We start from the raw sequence: 17,358 nt of genomic DNA on the forward strand, positions 1-17,358 counted from the left end.
GGTCCCGGACCGGCCCGGGGCGTCCTCCGGTCAGCTCCCGACCGCCGCCGCGAACATGCCCGCCTCGTACGAGCCGCCCTTCTGGTGGGTGATCACCGCGAGCCGGTTGGCCGCGTTGATCAGGGCGACCAGGGTGACCAGCGCGGCGGTCCGGTCGTCGTCGTAGTGCTTGCGTACCCGGGCCCAGGTCTCGTCGGAGACGCCCTCGGAGGCGTCGGCGAGGCGGGTGCCCTCCTCGGCGAGGGCCAGTGCCGCCCGCTCGGCCTCGGTGAACACGGTGGACTCGCGCCAGGTGGCGACCAGGTGGAGCCGGACCGCGCTCTCACCGGCGGCCGCGGCCTCCTTGACGTGCATGTCGACGCAGTGGCCGCAGCCGTTGATCTGGCTGGCGCGCAGCGACACCAGCTCCTGGGTGGACTTCGGCAGCGGCGAGTCGTGGATCACCAGGGCCGCGCCGGCGAACCGCTTGGCGAACCTGGCGGCGAGCTCGTTCTCGAACAGGTTGAACCGGGTATCCATGGTTTCGTCCTCACTCGTGCTCATTCGCGGTGTTGAGCTGGTCCGAACACGAGATGCCGGCGACCCGCTCCCTGTGACAGGAGGGAAGTGTGACGTGCGCCACCGTTCGCGTCGGCGGATCCGGACGCCTCCGTATGAGCGGCGGCCACCCGCGCCGCGGCATTCTTCGGCTGTCCCATGGCTATCGCGCGTCGGCGCGTCGGTGTACGGTCTCGGGCCGATGGGCTTTGGGAGCGCTCCCATCGCGCAGCACCACGCTGTGCTCGCATGACGCGAGTCATCGCACGAGTTCGTATCGCACGAGTTCGCATCGCACGAGTTCGCATCGCACGAGGAGGAACGCTGTGAAACGCTTTTTGGCCTTACTGGCGACCTGTGCGACGGTCCTGGGCCTCACGGCACTGTCCGGTCCGCGGGCGGTGGCCGCCACCGGCTGCAGGGTCGACTACACGGTGGCCAGTCAGTGGCAGGGCGGCTTCCAGGCCGGAGTGAAGATCACCAACCTGGGCGCCCCCGTCTCCGGGTGGACGCTCGGGTTCACCATGCCGGACGCCGGGCAGAAGGTCGTCCAGGGCTGGAACGCCACCTGGTCGCAGTCCGGCCCCACGGTCACCGCCGCCGCTGCCGACTGGAACCGCACACTGGCCACCGGCGCGACCGTCGACGTGGGATTCACCGGCTCCTTCACGGGCGCCAACCCGCGGCCCACGGCGTTCACGCTCAACGGCGTCGCCTGTACGGGCTCCGTCGAAGAACCCCCGCCCACCCCGGACGACGGCACCCCCGTGGACATCAACGGACAGCTGCACGTCTGCGGAGTGAACCTGTGCAATCAGCACGACCGCCCCATCCAGCTGCGCGGCATGAGCACCCACGGCATCCAGTGGTTCAGCCAGTGCTACAACACCGCGTCCCTGGACGCGCTCGCGGAGGACTGGCGGTCGGACCTGCTGCGCATCGCCATGTACGTGCAGGAGGACGGTTACGAGACCGACCCCGCGGGCTTCACCAACCGCGTGAACAGCCTCGTCGACATGGCCGAGGCCCGTGGCATGTACGCCGTGATCGACTTCCACACCCTCACGCCGGGCGACCCGAACTTCAACCTCGACCGGGCGAAGACGTTCTTCGCCTCCGTCGCCGCCCGCAACGCCGGCAAGAACAACGTGATCTACGAGATCGCCAACGAGCCCAACGGCGTGAGCTGGACGGCTGTCAAGAGCTACGCCGAGCAGGTCATTCCGGTGATCCGGGCCGCCGACCCGGACGCCGTCGTCATCGTCGGCACCCGCGGCTGGTCCTCGCTGGGCGTCTCGGACGGCTCCAGCGAGAGCGAGGTCGTCGACAACCCCGTCGACGCCACCAACATCATGTACGCGTTCCACTTCTACGCCGCGAGTCACAAGGACAACTACCGTGCCGCGGTGAGCCGGGCGGCCTCCCGGCTCCCGCTGTTCGTCTCCGAGTTCGGCACGGTGAGCGCCACCGGCGGTGGAGCGGTGGACCGGGCGAGCAGCACGGCCTGGCTGGACCTGCTCGACCAGCTGAAGATCAGCTACGCGAACTGGACCTACTCCGACGCCGACGAGGGCAGTGCGGCGTTCAGGCCCGGCACCTGTGACGGCACCGACTACAACGGCAGCGGCGTGCTGACCGAGTCCGGTGCGCTGCTCAAGAGCCGGATCAGCACCCCTGACGACTTCCCCACGAGCTGACCTTCGACGGGACCGGCAGGGACTCCCCCCGGCCGGCCCGGCCTCCCGGCCGGAACGCGACCGGACGCCGGGGCGGACGGCCGGTCCCGGGCGGGCCCCCTCCGCACATGTCACAGAATCGAGGCGGCCGGCGTCCTGTGCGCATGGAACCGTGGGAAGCGACTGAGCGGGAGCAGCCGGTGAAGAGCGAGGAAACAGAGGACACGGGCGCGGCGACCGAGGCGTTCGTCGCCCACCGCAACCTGCTGTTCACCGTCGCCTACGAGATGCTCGGCTCGGCCGCCGACGCCGAGGACGTGCTGCAGGAGACCTGGCTGCGCTGGGCGGGCGTCGACCTCGCCGCGGTGCGGGACCGGCGGGCGTACCTCGTACGGATCACCACCCGGCAGGCGCTGAGCAGGCTGCGTACGCTCGGCCGCCGCAAGGAGTCCTACGTCGGTTCCTGGCTCCCCGAACCGCTGCTCACCGCACCCGATGTGGCCGAGGACGTCGAACTCGCCGAGAGCGTCTCGATGGCGATGCTGCTGGTGCTGGAGACGCTCGCCCCCACCGAGCGGGCGGTGTTCGTGCTGCGCGAGGTGTTCGGCCTCGAGTACGACGAGATCGCCGGAGCCGTCGACAAGAGCCCGGCCGCGGTGCGCCAGATCGCGCACCGGGCACGGGCGCACGTCGCGGCACGCCGGCCGCGCGGGGCCGTGTCACCGGCCGAGACACGGGACGCCCTCGACGCCTTCCGGCGGGCGGTCGAGACGGGCGATCTGCAGGGCCTGCTCGACGTCCTCGCGCCGGACGTCGTCCTCCTGGGCGACGGCGGCGGCGTCAGGCAGGCCGTCCTCAAGCCCGTCGTGGGGGCCGACAAGGTGGCCCGCCTGCTGCGGGGCGGACTGGGCAGGCTCACCGCCGAGGTGTCGCTGCGGCCGGCGGAGGTCAACGGCCGCCCCGCGCTGATCGTCGGGCTCGACGGCGTGCTCGACACCGTCCTCGCGGTGCGCGTCGACGACGGCCGCATCACCGGCCTCTACGCGGTCCGCAACCCCGAGAAGCTGTCGCACATGGAGAGCGAGACCGCCCTGCGCCGCTGAGCCGGCCGGGGCACCGGGTCACACGCGCGGACCCCGATGACGTCGCACCACGTCCGCGTACGCCTTCGCGCTCGGCTTCGGGCGGCGCTCGAAGGTGTCGCGGTCGACCTCGTGGAGCCCGAGCTGGGCGCCGTATCCGAAGATCCACTCGAAGTTGTCCATGAGCGTCCAGTGGCAGTACCCGAGGACGGGCGTCCCCGCGCGCACCTCGGCCGAGAGGTGTTCGACGGCGGCGGGGACGAAGGCGGCGCGCTGTGCGTCGTCCGGGGTCTGGATGCCGTGTTCGGTGACGAGGACCGGCACCCCGGACACCTCGTGGGCGTAGCGCACGGCGCCCGCGAGGGAGGCCGGCTCGATGACGGTGCCCATCCCGTTGCGCTCACCGGCGGGCGTCACCTCGCCGTCGGGGCCGTGGACGATCCGCTCGTAGTTCTGCACGCCGATGAAGTCGTCGTTGCGTGCCTCGCGCAGCCAGTGGTCGTAGACGGCGGCGCGCTTGGCGTCCCGGCGTCCCTCACCGCCGGGGAGGGCCACCTCGTCGGCGATGGCGATGGAGACACCGACGGGCAGGTCGCCGCGGCGGGCCTTGATCGCGTCACGGGCGGCCCGGTGCGCCCGCGTGAACGCGTCCTGGAACTCGTCCTGCCGGTGGGCCGGGATGACGTTCGCACTGGCGTAGGTGTCGCTCCCGGCGGCGTGCGCGGCGGCTTCGAGCATCCGCGTCTTGACCACCTCGGCCTCGGCCGGGAGTTTCGCGCCCGCCTGCAGCAGCTGTTCCAGGTTGGGCTCGTTGAGGGTGACGGCGTAGGCGAGGCGGTCGCCGAAGCGCGCCATGACGCGGTCGCACTGCTCGGCGAAGCGGGCGGGGGCGTCGGCGGCGGTCCAGGAACCGGCCGCGGCGAACCAGTGCGGGGCGGTGAAGTGGCTGAACGTCACGACGGGGGCGAGACCGCGTTCGAGACAGCCGTCGACCTTGCGCTCGTAGTGGTCGAGGGCCTCGGCGGAGACGACACCGCGCCCGGGTTCGACGCGGGCCCATTCGACGGAGAACCGGAAGGCGTTGAGCCCGAGCCCGGCGGCCAGGTCGAGGTCCGTCTCCCACCGCTGGTAACCGCGGCACGCCGGACCGCTCGGCTCACGGAACAGCGAGGGCGTCGTGTGCTCCAGGAACCAGGTGTCGCTGGCGCTGTTGTCGCCCTCGTTCTGGTGTCCCGCGGTGGCGACGCCCCACAGGAAGGTGTCGGGCAGGCTGGTGTGGGTCATGTGTGTGTTCCTTGCGCTGGTTCAGGTACGACGGTGGGTGGGGCGTACGGGCGTCACCGCGCGGTCGCGGGGAACGGCGAGTAGAAGGTGTGCCGGCCGGGTCCGGCCTCCACGGGCTCAGCGCCGGGGAGATCGACCAGCGCGGTGACGTGGAGCGGCACGACGACGTCGACGCGCAGCCGGTCGCCCTCCCGGCTCCACCCGGCCCCGGCCCGGCCGTACGGCGTCTCGTGCTCGGCCCGCGCCCAGGTCAGGCCGCCGCCGGGACGGGGACGGACCAGCAGCCGCCGGTAGCCCGGCTCGGCGGGAGCGAGACCGGCCACGGTGCGGTGCATCCAGTCGGCGACCGCGCCGAGCGCGTAGTGGTTGAACGAGGTCATCTCGCCGGGATTGACGCTGCCGTCGGGAAGCATGCTGTCCCAGCGTTCCCACACGGTGGTGGCGCCCATGTCGACCTGGTACAGCCAGGACGGGCACGCCCGCTGCGTCAGCAGCCGGTAGGCGGTGTCCACGTGTCCGGTGCCGGCCAGCGCGTCGCACACCAGGGGAGTGCCGAGGAAACCGGTGCCGACGCGGTGGCCGCGCCCGGCCACCAGGGCGGCCAGCCGGCGTCCGGCCTCGGCGCGCTCGGCGTCGTCCTCGAGCAGCCGGAAGCACAGGGCGAGGGCGTAGGCGGTCTGCGTCTCCTCCGTCAGGCGTCCGCCGCCGGCGTGGAAGCGGGCGAGGAAGGCGTCACGGACCGCGTCGGCCAGGGCGTGGTGGCGGGCGGCTTCGTCGTGGTCGTCCAGGACCTCCGCGGTCCGCGCCAGCAGCCGCGCGGAGTGCGCGAAGTACGCCGTGGCGACCAGGGCGGACGACGTCATCGCGCGGCCGGGGTCGTCCGCCGGGGCGGTCGGGTCCAGCCAGTCGCCGAACTGGAACCCCTCGCCCCAGATCCGGTCCGGCCCGGCCAGGCGGTCGACGGCGTCGACCCAGGCGCGCATCGACGGGTACTGGGCGCGCAGCACCTCCGTGTCGCCGTAGCGCTCGTACAGCACCCAGGGCACGACGACGGCCGCGTCGCACCAGCCGGCCATCGGCGGGTTGCCGGGCGGGATCGGCACCGGGGTGATCACCGGGATGTCGGGGCTGAACACCGGCGGCACCCCGCGCTCGTCGGCGCTCTGGTCGGCGGCGAGGTCGCGCAGCCAGGAGCGCAGGAAGTCACGGACGTCGTGGAGGAAGGCGGCGGTGGGGGCGAAGACCTGGACGTCGCCGGTCCAGCCGAGCCGTTCGTCGCGCTGCGGGCAGTCGGTGGGCACGTCGACGAAGTTGCCGCGCATCCCCCACACCACGTTCTCGTGCAGCCTGTTCAGGGAGGCGTCCGAGCAGGAGAACCAGCCCGTGCGGCGCAGGTCGCTGTGGACGACCACGGCCGTGACGTCGGCCGGGTCGAGGCCGCCGGGCCAGCCCTCGACGTCGGCGTAGCGGAAGCCGTGGAAGGTGAAGCGGGGCTCCCACTCCTCGCCCGCCGGGTCGCCGCGCAGGACGTAGCGGTCGGTGGCGAGCGCGTGCCGCAGCGGACGCGTGCAGAGTTCGCCGTCCTCCAGGACCTCCGCGTGGCGGAGGGTCACCGTCCGGCCGGCCTCGCCGCGGACCCGGATGCGCAGCCGTCCGACGAGGTTCTGGCCGAAGTCGAGGACCGTGCGCCCGGTGGGCGAGGTGGTGACCGCGACGGGCGCGAGGTGCTCGATGCGGCGCACGGGCGGGCTGTCGGCCGGGAAGAGGACGGTGGTGTCGAAGTCGACGACGTCGGCCGGCTGCCACGCCGAGTCGTCGAAGCCGGCTTCGCTGAAGCCGGCCCGCTCCCGGCGGGCGTCGTACTCCTCGCCCTCGTACAGACCGGCGGCGAGGACGGGCCCGGGGCTCCAGCGCCAGCCGTCCCCGGTGGTGACGGTCTCGGTGGTGCCGTCGGCGTACTCCAGGCGCAGTTCGGCGAGGAGCCCGGTGCGCTCGCCGTAGACGTCCCGGGTGCCGCCGTTGAACCCGAGCAGGCCCCGGTACCAGCCGTCGGCCAGCTGGGCGCCCCAGGCGTTGCGGCCCGCACGGACCAGGGCGGTGACGTCGAAGGACTGGTAGCGGTGGCGGTGGCGGTAGCTCGTCCAGCCGGGGGCCAGCACGTGGTCGCCCACGGTGGTGCCGTTGAGCTCCAGTTCGTAGACGCCGAGGGCGGTGACCAGGAGCCGGGCCGACCGTACGGCGGTCCGCGCGGTGAACTCGCTCCGCAGCAGCGCGGCCGGGCGGGGCCCCTCGGCGGGCGCGGGGACGCGGGGACTGACGACGCGTGCGGTCCAGTGGTGGTTCATGGCGCCCTTCTCGGTGGTGACGGGGGAGCAGGCACGATCATGCAGTCAATACCTAGTGATTACTAGGTGTTCGAGTGTGTGACCTGCGGCACGCGGGAGGGGGTGCTCGGGCCCATAAGTCATGCTCATGACAAACAGGGGCGCCGCTGGAGGCCGGGTGGCTCCGAAGGGGCCCCTACAGCCCCTGCCCGTCCCTGGAGATGTCCCGCAGCAGGCGGTCGAGGTGGGCGCGCATGACCGCGATCAGGTCGAAGGAGCGCCCCGAGGCCAGCCACTGCTGCTGCAGACCCGCGTCCATGGCGACGCACTCGCGGGCGATGCCCTCGTGGTCCAGCCCGGGAAGCAGCTCCCCGCTGCCGCTGCCGGCCCGCAGCCGGTCGGCGAGCTCCGCGACGCCCTTCTCCTGCCAGGTGGTGAAGTGGTCGTGGGCCGGATGGTCGGGCGCGGTGGCCTCGGCGGTCAGCACGACCGCCAGCTCCACCATGCCGGGCATGCCGAGTGTCTCGGCCGTGTCCTCCAGGTGGCAGCGGAAGGCGTCCCGCACCGAGTCGGAGACGCGCTCCCAGCGCACGTCCATGCGCTCGTGCCAGTACTCGACGACCGCGAGCAGCAACTGCTGCTTGTCGCGGAAGTGGTGCAGCAGCCCGGCGTCGGTGATCTCGGCGTCCCGCGCGACGCGGGCGAGGGAGGTCTTGCGGTAGCCGTCCCTGCCGAAGCGCAGCAGGGCGGCCTCCAGAATCTGCGTGCGCCGCGCCCGGCCCGCCGTGTAGTGGCCGCGAGGCCCCCTGGGTGTCGCCATGCCAGAACAGTACCGGCGGGGCGCGGGACGGCGGCCGGCCGTACCGGCTGTGGGCGTGCTGTGTGAGGTGGGCCACACTCTCGAAACCTAGCGGCCACTAGGTGTTCGGGTCATCATCGAGCCACGCGACGACAGGTTGCCGCGCTGTCACATCCCCGTGAACCACGCGTGACGGCAGCCCGTCCTCAGCCCTTCCCCCACATGCTCCCCCTTCCTTCGGCACCTCCGTGAAAGGAGGGCTGGCATGACGACGCCGTCATCAAGCCCCACGGTCGACCACGCACCCCGCGACCCCGCGGACGGGCGGTGGACACCCCGCCTGGTCCTGATCCTCATCGCACTCGCCTGGCCGACCCAGCTGCTCGCCGCGGGCGGCATCCTCGGGGCCAACGCCACCGCGGGCGTCGCCCAGGCGTTCCACACCACCCAGGTGGTGTGGTTCGGCCTGACCCTCACCCTGGTGTCGACCCTGCTCACCCCCTTCGTGATCAAGCTGGGAGACCTGTACGGCAAGCGGCGCGTCATGCTCGCGATGACGGCCCTGGGCGCCCTCGGCGAACTGCTGGCCGCGCTGGCCGGCAGCTTCTGGCTCGTCCTCGCCGGCCGGGCGATCGCCGGGTTCTACGGGCCCTTCGGCGCCCTGTCGTTCGCCGCCGTACGGGACGTCTTCCCGGCCCGGCTGGTGAAGCAGGCGAGCGGCATCATGGGCAGCAGCGTCGGCCTGGTGGCCATCGTCTCGCCGTTCCTGGCGGGATGGCTGATCGACGCCTGGGGGTACCGCGGGGTCCTGTGGTTCCTCGCCGTCGCCACCGCGGTCGCCTTCGCGCTGATCGCACTGCTGGTCCCGGAGACCCCCCGGCACGCCTTCGGGGCCCGTCTCGACTGGCTCGGCGGCCTGGTCCTCGGCGGCGGCCTGACGGCCGTGGTCTACGCCCTCGGCCAGGGGCAGAGCTGGGGCTGGGCGGACGCGCGGACCCTGGGCTGGCTCGGAGCGGGCGCCGCCGCGCTGATCGCCTTCCTGTTCGTCGAACGCTCCAGCGCCCACCCCATCCTGGACCTGAAGGTCCTCAGCCGCCGCCCGGTCGCCCTGGCGCTGACGGCCGGCGGTCTCGGCCAGACGGTCGCCTTCACCATGCCGGGCCTCGCCATCCTGCTCGCCCTCTACCCCGCCATTCCGGGCGTGTCGGACGGGCTCGGCTGGACCGCCCACCACAACGCCGTCGTCAGCGTGAGCTGGAACCTGGTGATGTTCGGCACCGGCATGCTGGTCAGCCGCTACCTGCGCCGCTTCGACGCGCGCCGGGTGTGGTGCGCGGGCCTGGCGGTCATGGCCGTCGGCTACACCCTCGTGGGCTTCTTCCACGGCGACGAACTCCAGCTCATCGTCACCTCCTGCGTCGCCAACGTCGGCGCCGGCGTCGTCGTCTCGGTGGCGCCGGTCCTGGTGATCGGCGTGGTCTCGCCCGACGAGCAGGGGCTGGGCAGCGGCATGCTCAACATGCTCATCAGCCTGTTCGGCGCCGTCGTGACCGCAGGCGCCTACGCCGTCCTCGGCGCGAGCAGCACCACCGTCGACGGCACCGCCTTCTACCTCGACGCCGGTTACTCCGGGATCTTCTGGCTCGGTGCCGCGGTCACGGTCGTGGCCCTGGTGCTCTCCGTCTTCATCCCGCGGCTGCGCGACCCCGAGGAGAGCCCCGCCGGCGGCTGACCCCGCGCCTTCAGGGCTTCGTCAGCGACCGGAACCCGGTCGGCGTCATGCCGGTGTGCTGACGGAAGAAGGCGCTGAAGACCGTCGGGTAGGTGAACCCGATCCGTTCGCTGATGGCGGCGGGCGGCAGCGAGCTGTGGATCAGCAGACGTTTGGCCTCCAGCAGCACCCGGTCGTCGATGTAGCGCTTGGCGCCGCAGCCGAGGGCGGCCAGGGTGGCCCGGGTCAGGGTGCGCGGACTGTAGCCGAGCCGGGCGGCGTAGTCCTCCACCCGGTGGGTCCGGCGGAAGTCCTCCTCGACGGCCTCGCGGAACAGCCGGAACGGCTCGCCGCCGCCGGAACGCCCCCGCCGTCGCGGGTCGGCGAGGTGGACGAGCCGGATCAGGATCACCGACAGCAGGTTCCGCACCGTCTCGACGTACGCCTCCAGCGGCAGGTCGGACAGCGCGGCGTGCTCCTCGACCAGGGCGTCCAGGAGCCGCAGCAGGGCCGCCTGCCGCGGCTCGTCCGGCGTGACGAGGCGGTACGGGACGTGCGCGCCGTCCCGGATCAGCGCGTCCGTCGCGGCGCTGGGGAAGCCGGTGGGGAAGACCAGGACGGTGGCGTCGCAGCCCCGGTGCCCGTCGGGGAACTGCAGCACCTGTCCGGGCCACACCCACAGCCAGTCGCCCGGCGTGAGGAGGTACGGGGTGAAGTCCACCGAGCACTCCAGCCGCCCCCCGCGGGCCGCGACGACCACGTGGAAGGCCGGACGTCCGGGCACCGTGAGGGGCAGCCCCCGCTCCTCGGCGCGGGCGGCGAGTCCCGGCAGGTCGAGGACCTCCAGGCCCGGCGGCCTGCCGGGACTCGGGCGGTACGACAGAGCCGGGACGCCGGCCGGACCGCGGCCCACGGGGAACTGTCCGTTTTCCTTCATCGCGTGCCCGAGTGTACGCAGGACCGCCCCTCCCCGCCGGTCTAGCTTGAGGAAGACGGGCCGCGACGAGCACGGGGCGGGCCCCGACGTCCCGGCCGAGTCCCTTTTTCTTCTTTCTTCAACTTCTCCAACGGAAAGGACCACCATGACCATCGAGTTCGCCACCCGCTACCGCGAGCGTTCCCACATCCCGCCCGAGCCGGGCAAGCCGTACTTCATCGAGAAGGGCAAGGGCGACCGCGCCCACCTGTTCACCGACCTGTTCACCGTCTACGCCGGCGGCGAGCAGACCGAGAACACCTTCAACTTCTTCACCTGCGAGGGCCCGAAGGGCGACATCATCCCCGCCCACTCCCACCCGGACACCTACGAGGTCTTCTACATCACCGACGGCGCGGTACGGCTGTTCGTCGAGGACCTCGAGGGCGAGCAGTACGAGAAGCTGCTCACCGCGGGCGACTTCGGGTTCGTGCCCAAGAACTGCCCGCACGCCTACCGCATCGAACGCCACCACAGCCGGATCGTCGGCGTGGCCGCGGGACCGGGCGGCACCTTCGAGCGGTTCTTCGAGAACCTCGGCACCCCCACCGACGAACTCGGCCTGCCCCGGAAGCCGTTCGTCCCCGAGCCGCACAAGTTCGGCACCGTGCCGCAGCGGTACGACGTGAACTTCCTGCCCGACCACAAGTGGCGCACCGGAAGCTGAGCGGTCCATGCCGTACCTGAAGGCACTGCTCGCCGGAGCGCTGGTCGGCGTGGCCTACGTGCTGGTGCGGACCGAGTCGCCCGCCCCGCCCCCCGTCGCGCTGGCCGGACTGCTGGGCATGCTGCTGGGCCAGGCCGTGCTGGAGACCCTGTGAGCGCCGCCGGTGCCACGCGCGGCTTCCTCCGCAAGGCCGGCCTCTCCTTCGCCGCCGGTCTGCTCATGGGCGCGCTGTACTGGGCACTGGATGTCACCTCACCCGCCCCGCCGCTCCTCGGCCTGACCGGGCTGGCCGGCATCGTGCTCGGCGAACGCGCCGCCACCGCCGTACGCCACCGCCTGACCCGGCGCCGTCCCGCTCCTCCTCCGTCCGCCGCAGAAGATCCGTCCGCCGCAGAAGAAGGAACCCCCCCCCGTGTCCCCTGACACCCCCGGATACCTCGACGTCCACGCCCACTTCCTCACCGACTCCTACGTCCGCCGGGCCCGCGAGGCCGGACACGAACTCCCCGACGGGGTCCCCGCCTGGCCCACCTGGTCGGCGGCCGCGCACCTGGAGCTGATGGACCGCTGCGGTATCGAGACCTCGATGCTCTCGATCTCCTCGCCGGGCGTCCACTTCGGCGACGACACCGCCGCCCGCCGCCTGGCCCGTGAGGTCAACGAGGCCGGCGCCCAGGCCGTACGCGACCACCCGGGCCGCTTCGGCCTGTTCGCCTCGCTGCCCCTCCCGGACGTCGAGGGCGCGCTGGAGGAGATCGCGTACGCCTACGACACCCTGCACGCCGACGGGGTGGTCCTGGAGACCAACACCCACGGAACCTACCTCGGCGACCCGGACCTGGAGCCCGTGTGGGCCGAGCTCGGCCGGCGCGGTGCCGTCGTCTTCCTGCACCCCACGTCCCCGGTGTGCTGGGAGCGGTCCGCCCTCGGACGCCCCCGCCCGATGATCGAGTTCATCTTCGACACCGCCCGCGCCGTCACCGACCTGCTCATGGCCGGGACGCTGGACCGCCACCGCGACCTCACGGTGATCGTGCCGCACTGCGGCGGCGCCCTGCCGGTGCTGGCCGACCGCATCGACGGCTTCATGAGGATGTTCATGCCCGAGGGCACCGAGGCCCCCGGCGCCGTCGAACAGCTCCGCCGCCTCCACTACGACCTCGCCGGACCCGCGCTGCCCCGCCAGCTGCCCGCCCTGCTGAACCTCGTCGGCTCCGACCGCCTCCTGTACGGCAGCGACCACTGCTGGACCCCCGCCGCCGGGGTGGAGGCCCACGTCGCCGGCCTGGACGCCGCCCCGGCACCCGACGGCGCGACCGGCTGGCGCGCGCTCACCACCGCCAACGCCCGCCGCATCCTGCCCCGTACGGCCCGCTGACGTAAGGCACCCACCGTGACGTTCCCCTTCCACCTGCTGGCCCCGCCCGACCCGGCCGCGCTGCCCCTGCCGCACCCCGCGCACCCCGCCGACGGCGTACGGCTGCTGCGCGGCGCCGTCTACGCGGTCCCCGAGGGCAGCCGCCCGCTGACCGTCGACCTGTGGCTTCCCGAGGACACCCCAGGCCCCGTCCCGGTCGTGGTCTTCGTCCACGGCGGCGCCTGGCGCACGGGCCTGCGCGACGACCTCGGCCCCCGCTTCCGTCACTGGGACCCCGGCCCCTTCGCCCGGCTCGTCCGGGCCGGGTTCGCCGTCGCCTGCCCCGACTACCGCCTCAGCGGCGAGGCCCCCCACCCCGCCCAGACCGACGACCTGGCCGCCTGCCTCACCTGGCTGCGCACCCGCGCCGCCGACCTCGGCCTGGACAGCGCGCGGACCGTCCTGTGGGGCGAGTCGGCCGGCGGACACCTCGCCGCCCTGACCGCCCTCACCCGGCCCGCCGGCACCGTCTCCGGCTGCGTCACCTGGTACGCCCCCACCGATCTGCCGGCACTCGCCGAGGACCATCCCGAGGGCGCCTACGACGCCCACGACCCGGCCACCTTCGAGGCCCTGCTGCTCGGCGGCGCCCCGGCGGAGCGGACCGACGCGGCCCGCGACGCCAGCCCGGTCACCCATGTCGGCCCCCAGGCGCCGCCCTTCCTGATCCTGCACGGCACCGACGACGTCCTGATCCCCGCCCGGCAGTCCGTCCGCCTCGCCGAAGCCCTGCGGGCGGCGGGCCGCGAACCCGATCTGCGCCTCCTCGACGGCGGCGACCACCTCTGGGTGGGCCTGACCGACACGGACGTCGAGGACTGCTTCACCCGCACCGTGGACTTCATCCGCCGCCGCACGGACGGCGGGTGAACCCGGACCGCCCTCACCCGGCGGTGACGGCGGCCGGCGGACGCAGGTCCCGGACGAGCCGTTCGAGGTGCGCCCGGACCCCGGCGAGCAGATCGGTGCGTCCGCCGGAGAGCACCCACTGGAGCTGAAGGCCGTCCGAGACGGCGACGCACTCCCGCGCGACGGCCTCGTGGTCGAGGTCCGACCGGAAGAACCCGGCGCGGGCGCACTCCTCGAACCGGGCGCCGAGTTCGCGGACCGTGCGCTCGTAACGGGCGGCGAAGAGCGCGTGCGCGGCGCCGGCCGGGTCGGCGGCCTCGGCGCTCAGCGCGACGAAGAGTTCGATCAGACCCGGCTCGGAGACGAACCGCCGGGTGATCGAGAGCAGCGCCTCGACCAACGCGTCGCCGTCCGCGCCGGGGGAGGAGTCCACGATCGCGGCCGCGACGTCGAAGCGGTGCTCCGCCACCGCCAGCAGCAGATGCTGTTTCGTCGGGAAGTGGTGCATCAGACCGGTCGTGGAGACCCCGGCGTCCTGGGCGACGCGCGCCAGGGAGGTACCCGCGTATCCGTTGGTGGAGAACCGCTCGGTGGCGGCCTCGACGATGCGCTCACGGCGCTCGCGCCCGACCGCGTAACTGCCGCGTGATCCCGATCTGCCCATGGCCGACAGCGTAGGCCGGACCCGCCTCCGATGAAAACCGAACGCGTTGGTTTTTTGTCGAAACCCGAGTACCTTCGGTTTTCGTTCTCGTCGTCCGGCGGGAGACTCGTGAAGGGAGCACCCGTGGCCGCCGCACCTGTCACCGGCCTGACCGTCGAATACCAGCCCGCCCCGCTCGCCGTGGCGACACCGGTCCCGCGCCTGTCCTGGCTGCCCGGACGGACCCAGTCCGCCTACGAGATCGAGGTCCGCACCGGCGGCGGCCTCGTGGCACGCACCGGCCGGACACCGGGCCGGGAGAGCCATCTCGTCGAGGTACCCGGTCTCCGCGTCCGGTCCGACACCGACTACGAGTGGCGCGTGCGGGTGTGGGACCAGGACGGAGTGGTGAGCGACTGGGCCCACGACCGCTTCGGGACCGGACTGCTCGACGCGGCCGACTGGACGGCCCGGTGGGTCCTCCCGCGGACGCGCCCCACGGAGGTGGAGCGGTGGACGCTGCTCGACTGGATCAAGGGGAACCGCCCCGAACGCGACCCCGGCGAGCGCCTGTTCCCGGTCCGGCTGCTCCGACAGCGCTTCACCCTGGACACCCCGGCCGCGCGGGCCCGCCTGTTCATCACCGCACGGGGCGTCTACACCGCCGAGATCGACGGCGCGGCCGTCGGGGACGAGGTGCTCGCACCGGGCTTCGACAGCTACGCCTCCCGCGTCAGCGTGCAGTGCTACGACGTGACGGACCTGCTCGGCGCCGGCGACCACGTCCTGGGGGTCGCCCTCGCGGACGGCTGGTGGGCCGGGCGCATCGGACTCACCGGATCGAGCGCCCAGTTCGGGACCGCCACCGGAGCGATCTGGCAGCTGCACGTCGAGACCGCGGACGGGCGGCGGCACCGGATCTCCTCCGACGGCGACGTGGTCGCGGCGGACGGGCCGTGGACCCACGCGGACCTCTTCATCGGCGAACGCTTCGACGCGCGCCTCCACGACCCCGGGTGGAGCCGGCCCGCCTTCGACGACACCGCCTGGACCCCGGTCGGCACCGAGACCGCGGACCCCGCGGTCCTCGTCCCCTTCGCCGGGGAACCCGTCCGCCGCGTCGGCGAACTGCCCGCGCTCTCCGTCACCGCCGACCCCGGCGGCGGCTGGATCGTCGACTTCGGCCAGGTGATCGCCGGACGCGTCCGGCTGACACTGCGCGCACCCCGCGAGGGGGACGTCGTCACGCTCGAACACACCGAGACCCTGGACGCGGACGGGCGGTGGTTCCGCAACATCGAGGGCATCAACAAGGACCAGTGCGACACCTACGTCGCCGCCGGACTGCCCACCGAGGTCTGGGAACCCGCCTTCACCTTCCACGGTTTCCGCCACGTCCGCGTACGGGGCGTCGACGCTCCCCCCGACCCCGGCGACCTCGTGGCGGTGGTGCTCTCCAGCGACCTGCGGCAGACGGGATCGCTGCGGCTCTCCGACGAACGCCTGGACCGGCTGCACCGCAACGTGCTGTGGAGCCAGCGCGCCAACTTCCTCTCGATCCCCATGGACTGCCCGCAGCGCGAACGGGCGGGCTGGACCGGGGACATCCAGGTCTTCGCCCCGTCGGCGTCGAACAACGCCCTCGTGGCACCGTTCCTGACCCGGTGGCTGGACAACCTCCGAGCGGACCAGTACGCCGACGGACGCGTCCCCATCACCTCACCGCGCTCCGCCTACGACGACGAACTGGCCGAGTCCCAGAGCGGGTTCGGTTCCATCGTGGCCTGCGCGGGCTGGAGCGACGCCATCGCCCTCGTGCCCTGGGTGCTCTACGAGCGCTACGGCGACCGGCGCGTCCTCGCCGACACGCTCGACGCCGCGCTGCGCTGGGCCGACCACCAGTGCACGGCCGCCGCCGAACTGCCCGAGCGGCTGCGCGACGTCCCCCTCACACCGGAGCGGCAACGCCGCCAGGCGCTCCTGTACAACGCCGGTGAGCACTTCGGCGACTGGCTCACGCCGAGCACGCTGGAAGGACGGCCCCTGCACGAGGCCATCGGCACCGCTCCGCGGCTGACCGCCGAACTCGTCGCGCCGATGTTCCAGGCACAGACGCTCACGGTCACCGCCCGCTCGGCCGACGCACTCGGCCGGACCGGCCTCGCCGCCGGCCTCCGTGAGCGGGCCGCACGCGTGCGCGCCGCCTTCGCCGCCGAGTACGTCGACGCCGAGGGCCGGCTGCCCGTCGCACTGCAGGGCCCCTACGTCCTGGCCCTCGCCTTCGACATGGTGCCGGACGAGCGGCGTCCCCTTCTCGTCGGACACCTCGTCGACCTCATCACCGCACGCGGCGACCGGCTCGACACCGGCTTCCTCTCCGTCCCGTACCTCCTCGACGTGCTCTGGGACTCCGGCCACGCGGAACTCGCCCGGCGGCTGCTCTGGCAGGACCGGTGCCCCTCCTGGCTCTACGAGGTCGACCGCGGCGCCACCACCGTCTGGGAGGCGTGGGACGCGATCGCGCCGGACGGCTCCGTCCGCGCCGTCTCCCTCAACCACTACGCCTTCGGCTGTGTGGACGACGTGCTCTACCGGCGCCTGGCCGGGATCCGGGCCACCGCGCCCGGCTTCCGGTCCGTGGTGATCGAACCCGATCTCGCCGGACGCCTGGACCACGCCGAGGCCGGGGTGTGGACGCCGTACGGCCAGGTCCGCGTCGACTGGACCGTCACCGGCGGCACGGCGGCGATCCGCGTCGACATCCCGCACGGCGTGGAGGCCGCCCTCGTCGTGGGCGGACGCTCCACACCGCTCGCCCCCGGCACCCACGACCTCCGTACGGCCGTGCCCACCGCGAGCGGTCACCCGGCGGCGGCCAGGCGTCGCCGCAGCTCCTCCTCCGAGACGTCCTCCAGGTGAGTCAGGAAGACCCACATGTGGCCCGAGGGATCCTTGAGGACGACGGTGCGGTCGCCGTGGAACATGTCGGTCGGCGGCTGGAGGATCTCGGCGCCGGCCGCCTCCGCGCGCTCCGCCAGAGCGTCGACGTCCGGCACGAAGACGTGCAGCGTGACGGAGGTGCCCCCGCCGAGCGAGGCCGGCGCGGCGAAGGCCCCGGCCTCCGCCTCGTCCGTGCTCGCGTCGCCCAGCATCAGCGCCGACCGCCCGACGGTGATCTCGGCGTGCAGGATCCCGCCGCCGGGAGCGTCGATCCTGAAGTCCTCACGGGCGCCGAACGCCCGCTGGTAGAAGTCGATCGCCGCGGCGGCGTCGTCGACCATGATGTGCGGGACCACGGCATAACGGTAACGGTCGGGAATCCCGGTGCCGGCTGTGCGCTCGGCCATGACGAACCTCCTCGGAAGACACCGCCGGCCGGTCCCCGCGGCTGCG

The 17,358-nt window shown here is 72.9% G+C and carries 16 protein-coding genes; 9 read left to right on the forward strand and 7 right to left on the reverse strand.

All coding sequences use genetic code 11. From position 1 onward, the window contains the following. Positions 1 to 30: 30 nt before the first annotated feature. Positions 31 to 519, reverse strand: a complete 489-nt coding sequence (locus ACIA6T_RS30060) for a carboxymuconolactone decarboxylase family protein (RefSeq protein ID WP_399449648.1) — start codon at positions 517 to 519, stop codon at positions 31 to 33. Positions 520 to 863: 344 nt separating this feature from the next. Between ACIA6T_RS30060 and ACIA6T_RS30065 the strand changes: the two genes are divergently transcribed. Next, positions 864 to 2,234, forward strand: coding sequence for a cellulase family glycosylhydrolase (locus ACIA6T_RS30065; RefSeq protein ID WP_399449649.1), 1,371 nt, complete (start codon positions 864 to 866; stop codon positions 2,232 to 2,234). A gap of 143 nt (positions 2,235 to 2,377) precedes the next feature. Further along, complete coding sequence (locus ACIA6T_RS30070; protein ID WP_399449650.1) at positions 2,378 to 3,316, forward strand: RNA polymerase sigma-70 factor; 939 nt, start codon at positions 2,378 to 2,380, stop codon at positions 3,314 to 3,316. A gap of 18 nt (positions 3,317 to 3,334) precedes the next feature. Here the strand turns inward: ACIA6T_RS30070 and ACIA6T_RS30075 are convergent, their stop codons facing one another. The 3 genes from ACIA6T_RS30075 to ACIA6T_RS30085 form a co-directional block, all read right to left on the reverse strand. Next, positions 3,335 to 4,579, reverse strand: a complete 1,245-nt coding sequence (locus ACIA6T_RS30075; protein WP_399449651.1) for a family 1 glycosylhydrolase — start codon at positions 4,577 to 4,579, stop codon at positions 3,335 to 3,337. A gap of 53 nt (positions 4,580 to 4,632) precedes the next feature. Beyond that, the gene (locus tag ACIA6T_RS30080; protein ID WP_399449652.1) at positions 4,633 to 6,924 is read right to left on the reverse strand and encodes a family 78 glycoside hydrolase catalytic domain; all 2,292 of its coding nucleotides are present in this window, start codon (positions 6,922 to 6,924) and stop codon (positions 4,633 to 4,635) included. Between the two features lie 175 nt (positions 6,925 to 7,099). Continuing rightward, positions 7,100 to 7,723, reverse strand: coding sequence for a TetR family transcriptional regulator (locus ACIA6T_RS30085; RefSeq protein WP_399449653.1), 624 nt, complete (start codon positions 7,721 to 7,723; stop codon positions 7,100 to 7,102). Between the two features lie 244 nt (positions 7,724 to 7,967). Between ACIA6T_RS30085 and ACIA6T_RS30090 the strand changes: the two genes are divergently transcribed. Next, positions 7,968 to 9,434: an MFS transporter gene (locus ACIA6T_RS30090; RefSeq protein ID WP_399449655.1), complete on the forward strand. Its 1,467-nt coding sequence runs from the start codon at positions 7,968 to 7,970 to the stop codon at positions 9,432 to 9,434. Between the two features lie 10 nt (positions 9,435 to 9,444). Here the strand turns inward: ACIA6T_RS30090 and ACIA6T_RS30095 are convergent, their stop codons facing one another. Continuing rightward, complete coding sequence (locus tag ACIA6T_RS30095) at positions 9,445 to 10,350, reverse strand: helix-turn-helix domain-containing protein (RefSeq protein WP_399449656.1); 906 nt, start codon at positions 10,348 to 10,350, stop codon at positions 9,445 to 9,447. 145 nt (positions 10,351 to 10,495) lie between these two features. Between ACIA6T_RS30095 and ACIA6T_RS30100 the strand changes: the two genes are divergently transcribed. The 5 genes from ACIA6T_RS30100 to ACIA6T_RS30120 are packed head-to-tail and all read left to right on the forward strand — an operon-like array spanning position 10,496 to position 13,343. Then, a complete protein-coding gene (locus ACIA6T_RS30100) occupies positions 10,496 to 11,056 on the forward strand; it encodes a quercetin 2,3-dioxygenase (protein WP_073937941.1) in 561 nt (186 codons plus the stop codon). A gap of 7 nt (positions 11,057 to 11,063) precedes the next feature. Then, complete coding sequence (locus ACIA6T_RS30105; protein WP_078914118.1) at positions 11,064 to 11,210, forward strand: DUF1427 family protein; 147 nt, start codon at positions 11,064 to 11,066, stop codon at positions 11,208 to 11,210. Then, positions 11,207 to 11,479: a XapX domain-containing protein gene (locus ACIA6T_RS30110; RefSeq protein ID WP_399449657.1), complete on the forward strand. Its 273-nt coding sequence runs from the start codon at positions 11,207 to 11,209 to the stop codon at positions 11,477 to 11,479. Before ACIA6T_RS30105 ends, ACIA6T_RS30110 begins: the two co-directional genes overlap by 4 nt. Continuing rightward, positions 11,469 to 12,434 (forward strand): amidohydrolase family protein, encoded by a 966-nt coding sequence (locus ACIA6T_RS30115; protein ID WP_399449658.1) that lies wholly within the window; start codon positions 11,469 to 11,471, stop codon positions 12,432 to 12,434. Before ACIA6T_RS30110 ends, ACIA6T_RS30115 begins: the two co-directional genes overlap by 11 nt. A 15-nt stretch (positions 12,435 to 12,449) precedes the next feature. Continuing rightward, on the forward strand, positions 12,450 to 13,343 hold the full coding sequence (locus ACIA6T_RS30120; RefSeq protein ID WP_399449659.1) for an alpha/beta fold hydrolase: 894 nt from the start codon (positions 12,450 to 12,452) through the stop codon (positions 13,341 to 13,343). 13 nt (positions 13,344 to 13,356) lie between these two features. On the opposite strand, the gene ACIA6T_RS30125 is transcribed toward ACIA6T_RS30120, so the two are convergent. Further along, entirely contained in the window at positions 13,357 to 13,986 is a 630-nt protein-coding gene (locus ACIA6T_RS30125; RefSeq protein ID WP_399449661.1) for a TetR/AcrR family transcriptional regulator, read from the reverse strand. A gap of 123 nt (positions 13,987 to 14,109) precedes the next feature. On the opposite strand from ACIA6T_RS30125, the gene ACIA6T_RS30130 reads away from it, so the two are divergent. Beyond that, positions 14,110 to 16,884, forward strand: coding sequence for a family 78 glycoside hydrolase catalytic domain (locus ACIA6T_RS30130; protein WP_399449662.1), 2,775 nt, complete (start codon positions 14,110 to 14,112; stop codon positions 16,882 to 16,884). On the opposite strand, the gene ACIA6T_RS30135 is transcribed toward ACIA6T_RS30130, so the two are convergent. Then, complete coding sequence (locus ACIA6T_RS30135; RefSeq protein ID WP_399449663.1) at positions 16,827 to 17,312, reverse strand: VOC family protein; 486 nt, start codon at positions 17,310 to 17,312, stop codon at positions 16,827 to 16,829. The two genes, ACIA6T_RS30130 and ACIA6T_RS30135, sit on opposite strands and share 58 nt — an antisense overlap. Positions 17,313 to 17,358 lie beyond the last annotated feature (46 nt).

Source organism: Streptomyces sp. NPDC051740, from assembly GCF_044453165.1.
In the GTDB taxonomy this organism is placed as follows: Bacteria; Actinomycetota; Actinomycetes; order Streptomycetales; family Streptomycetaceae; genus Streptomyces; species Streptomyces atrovirens.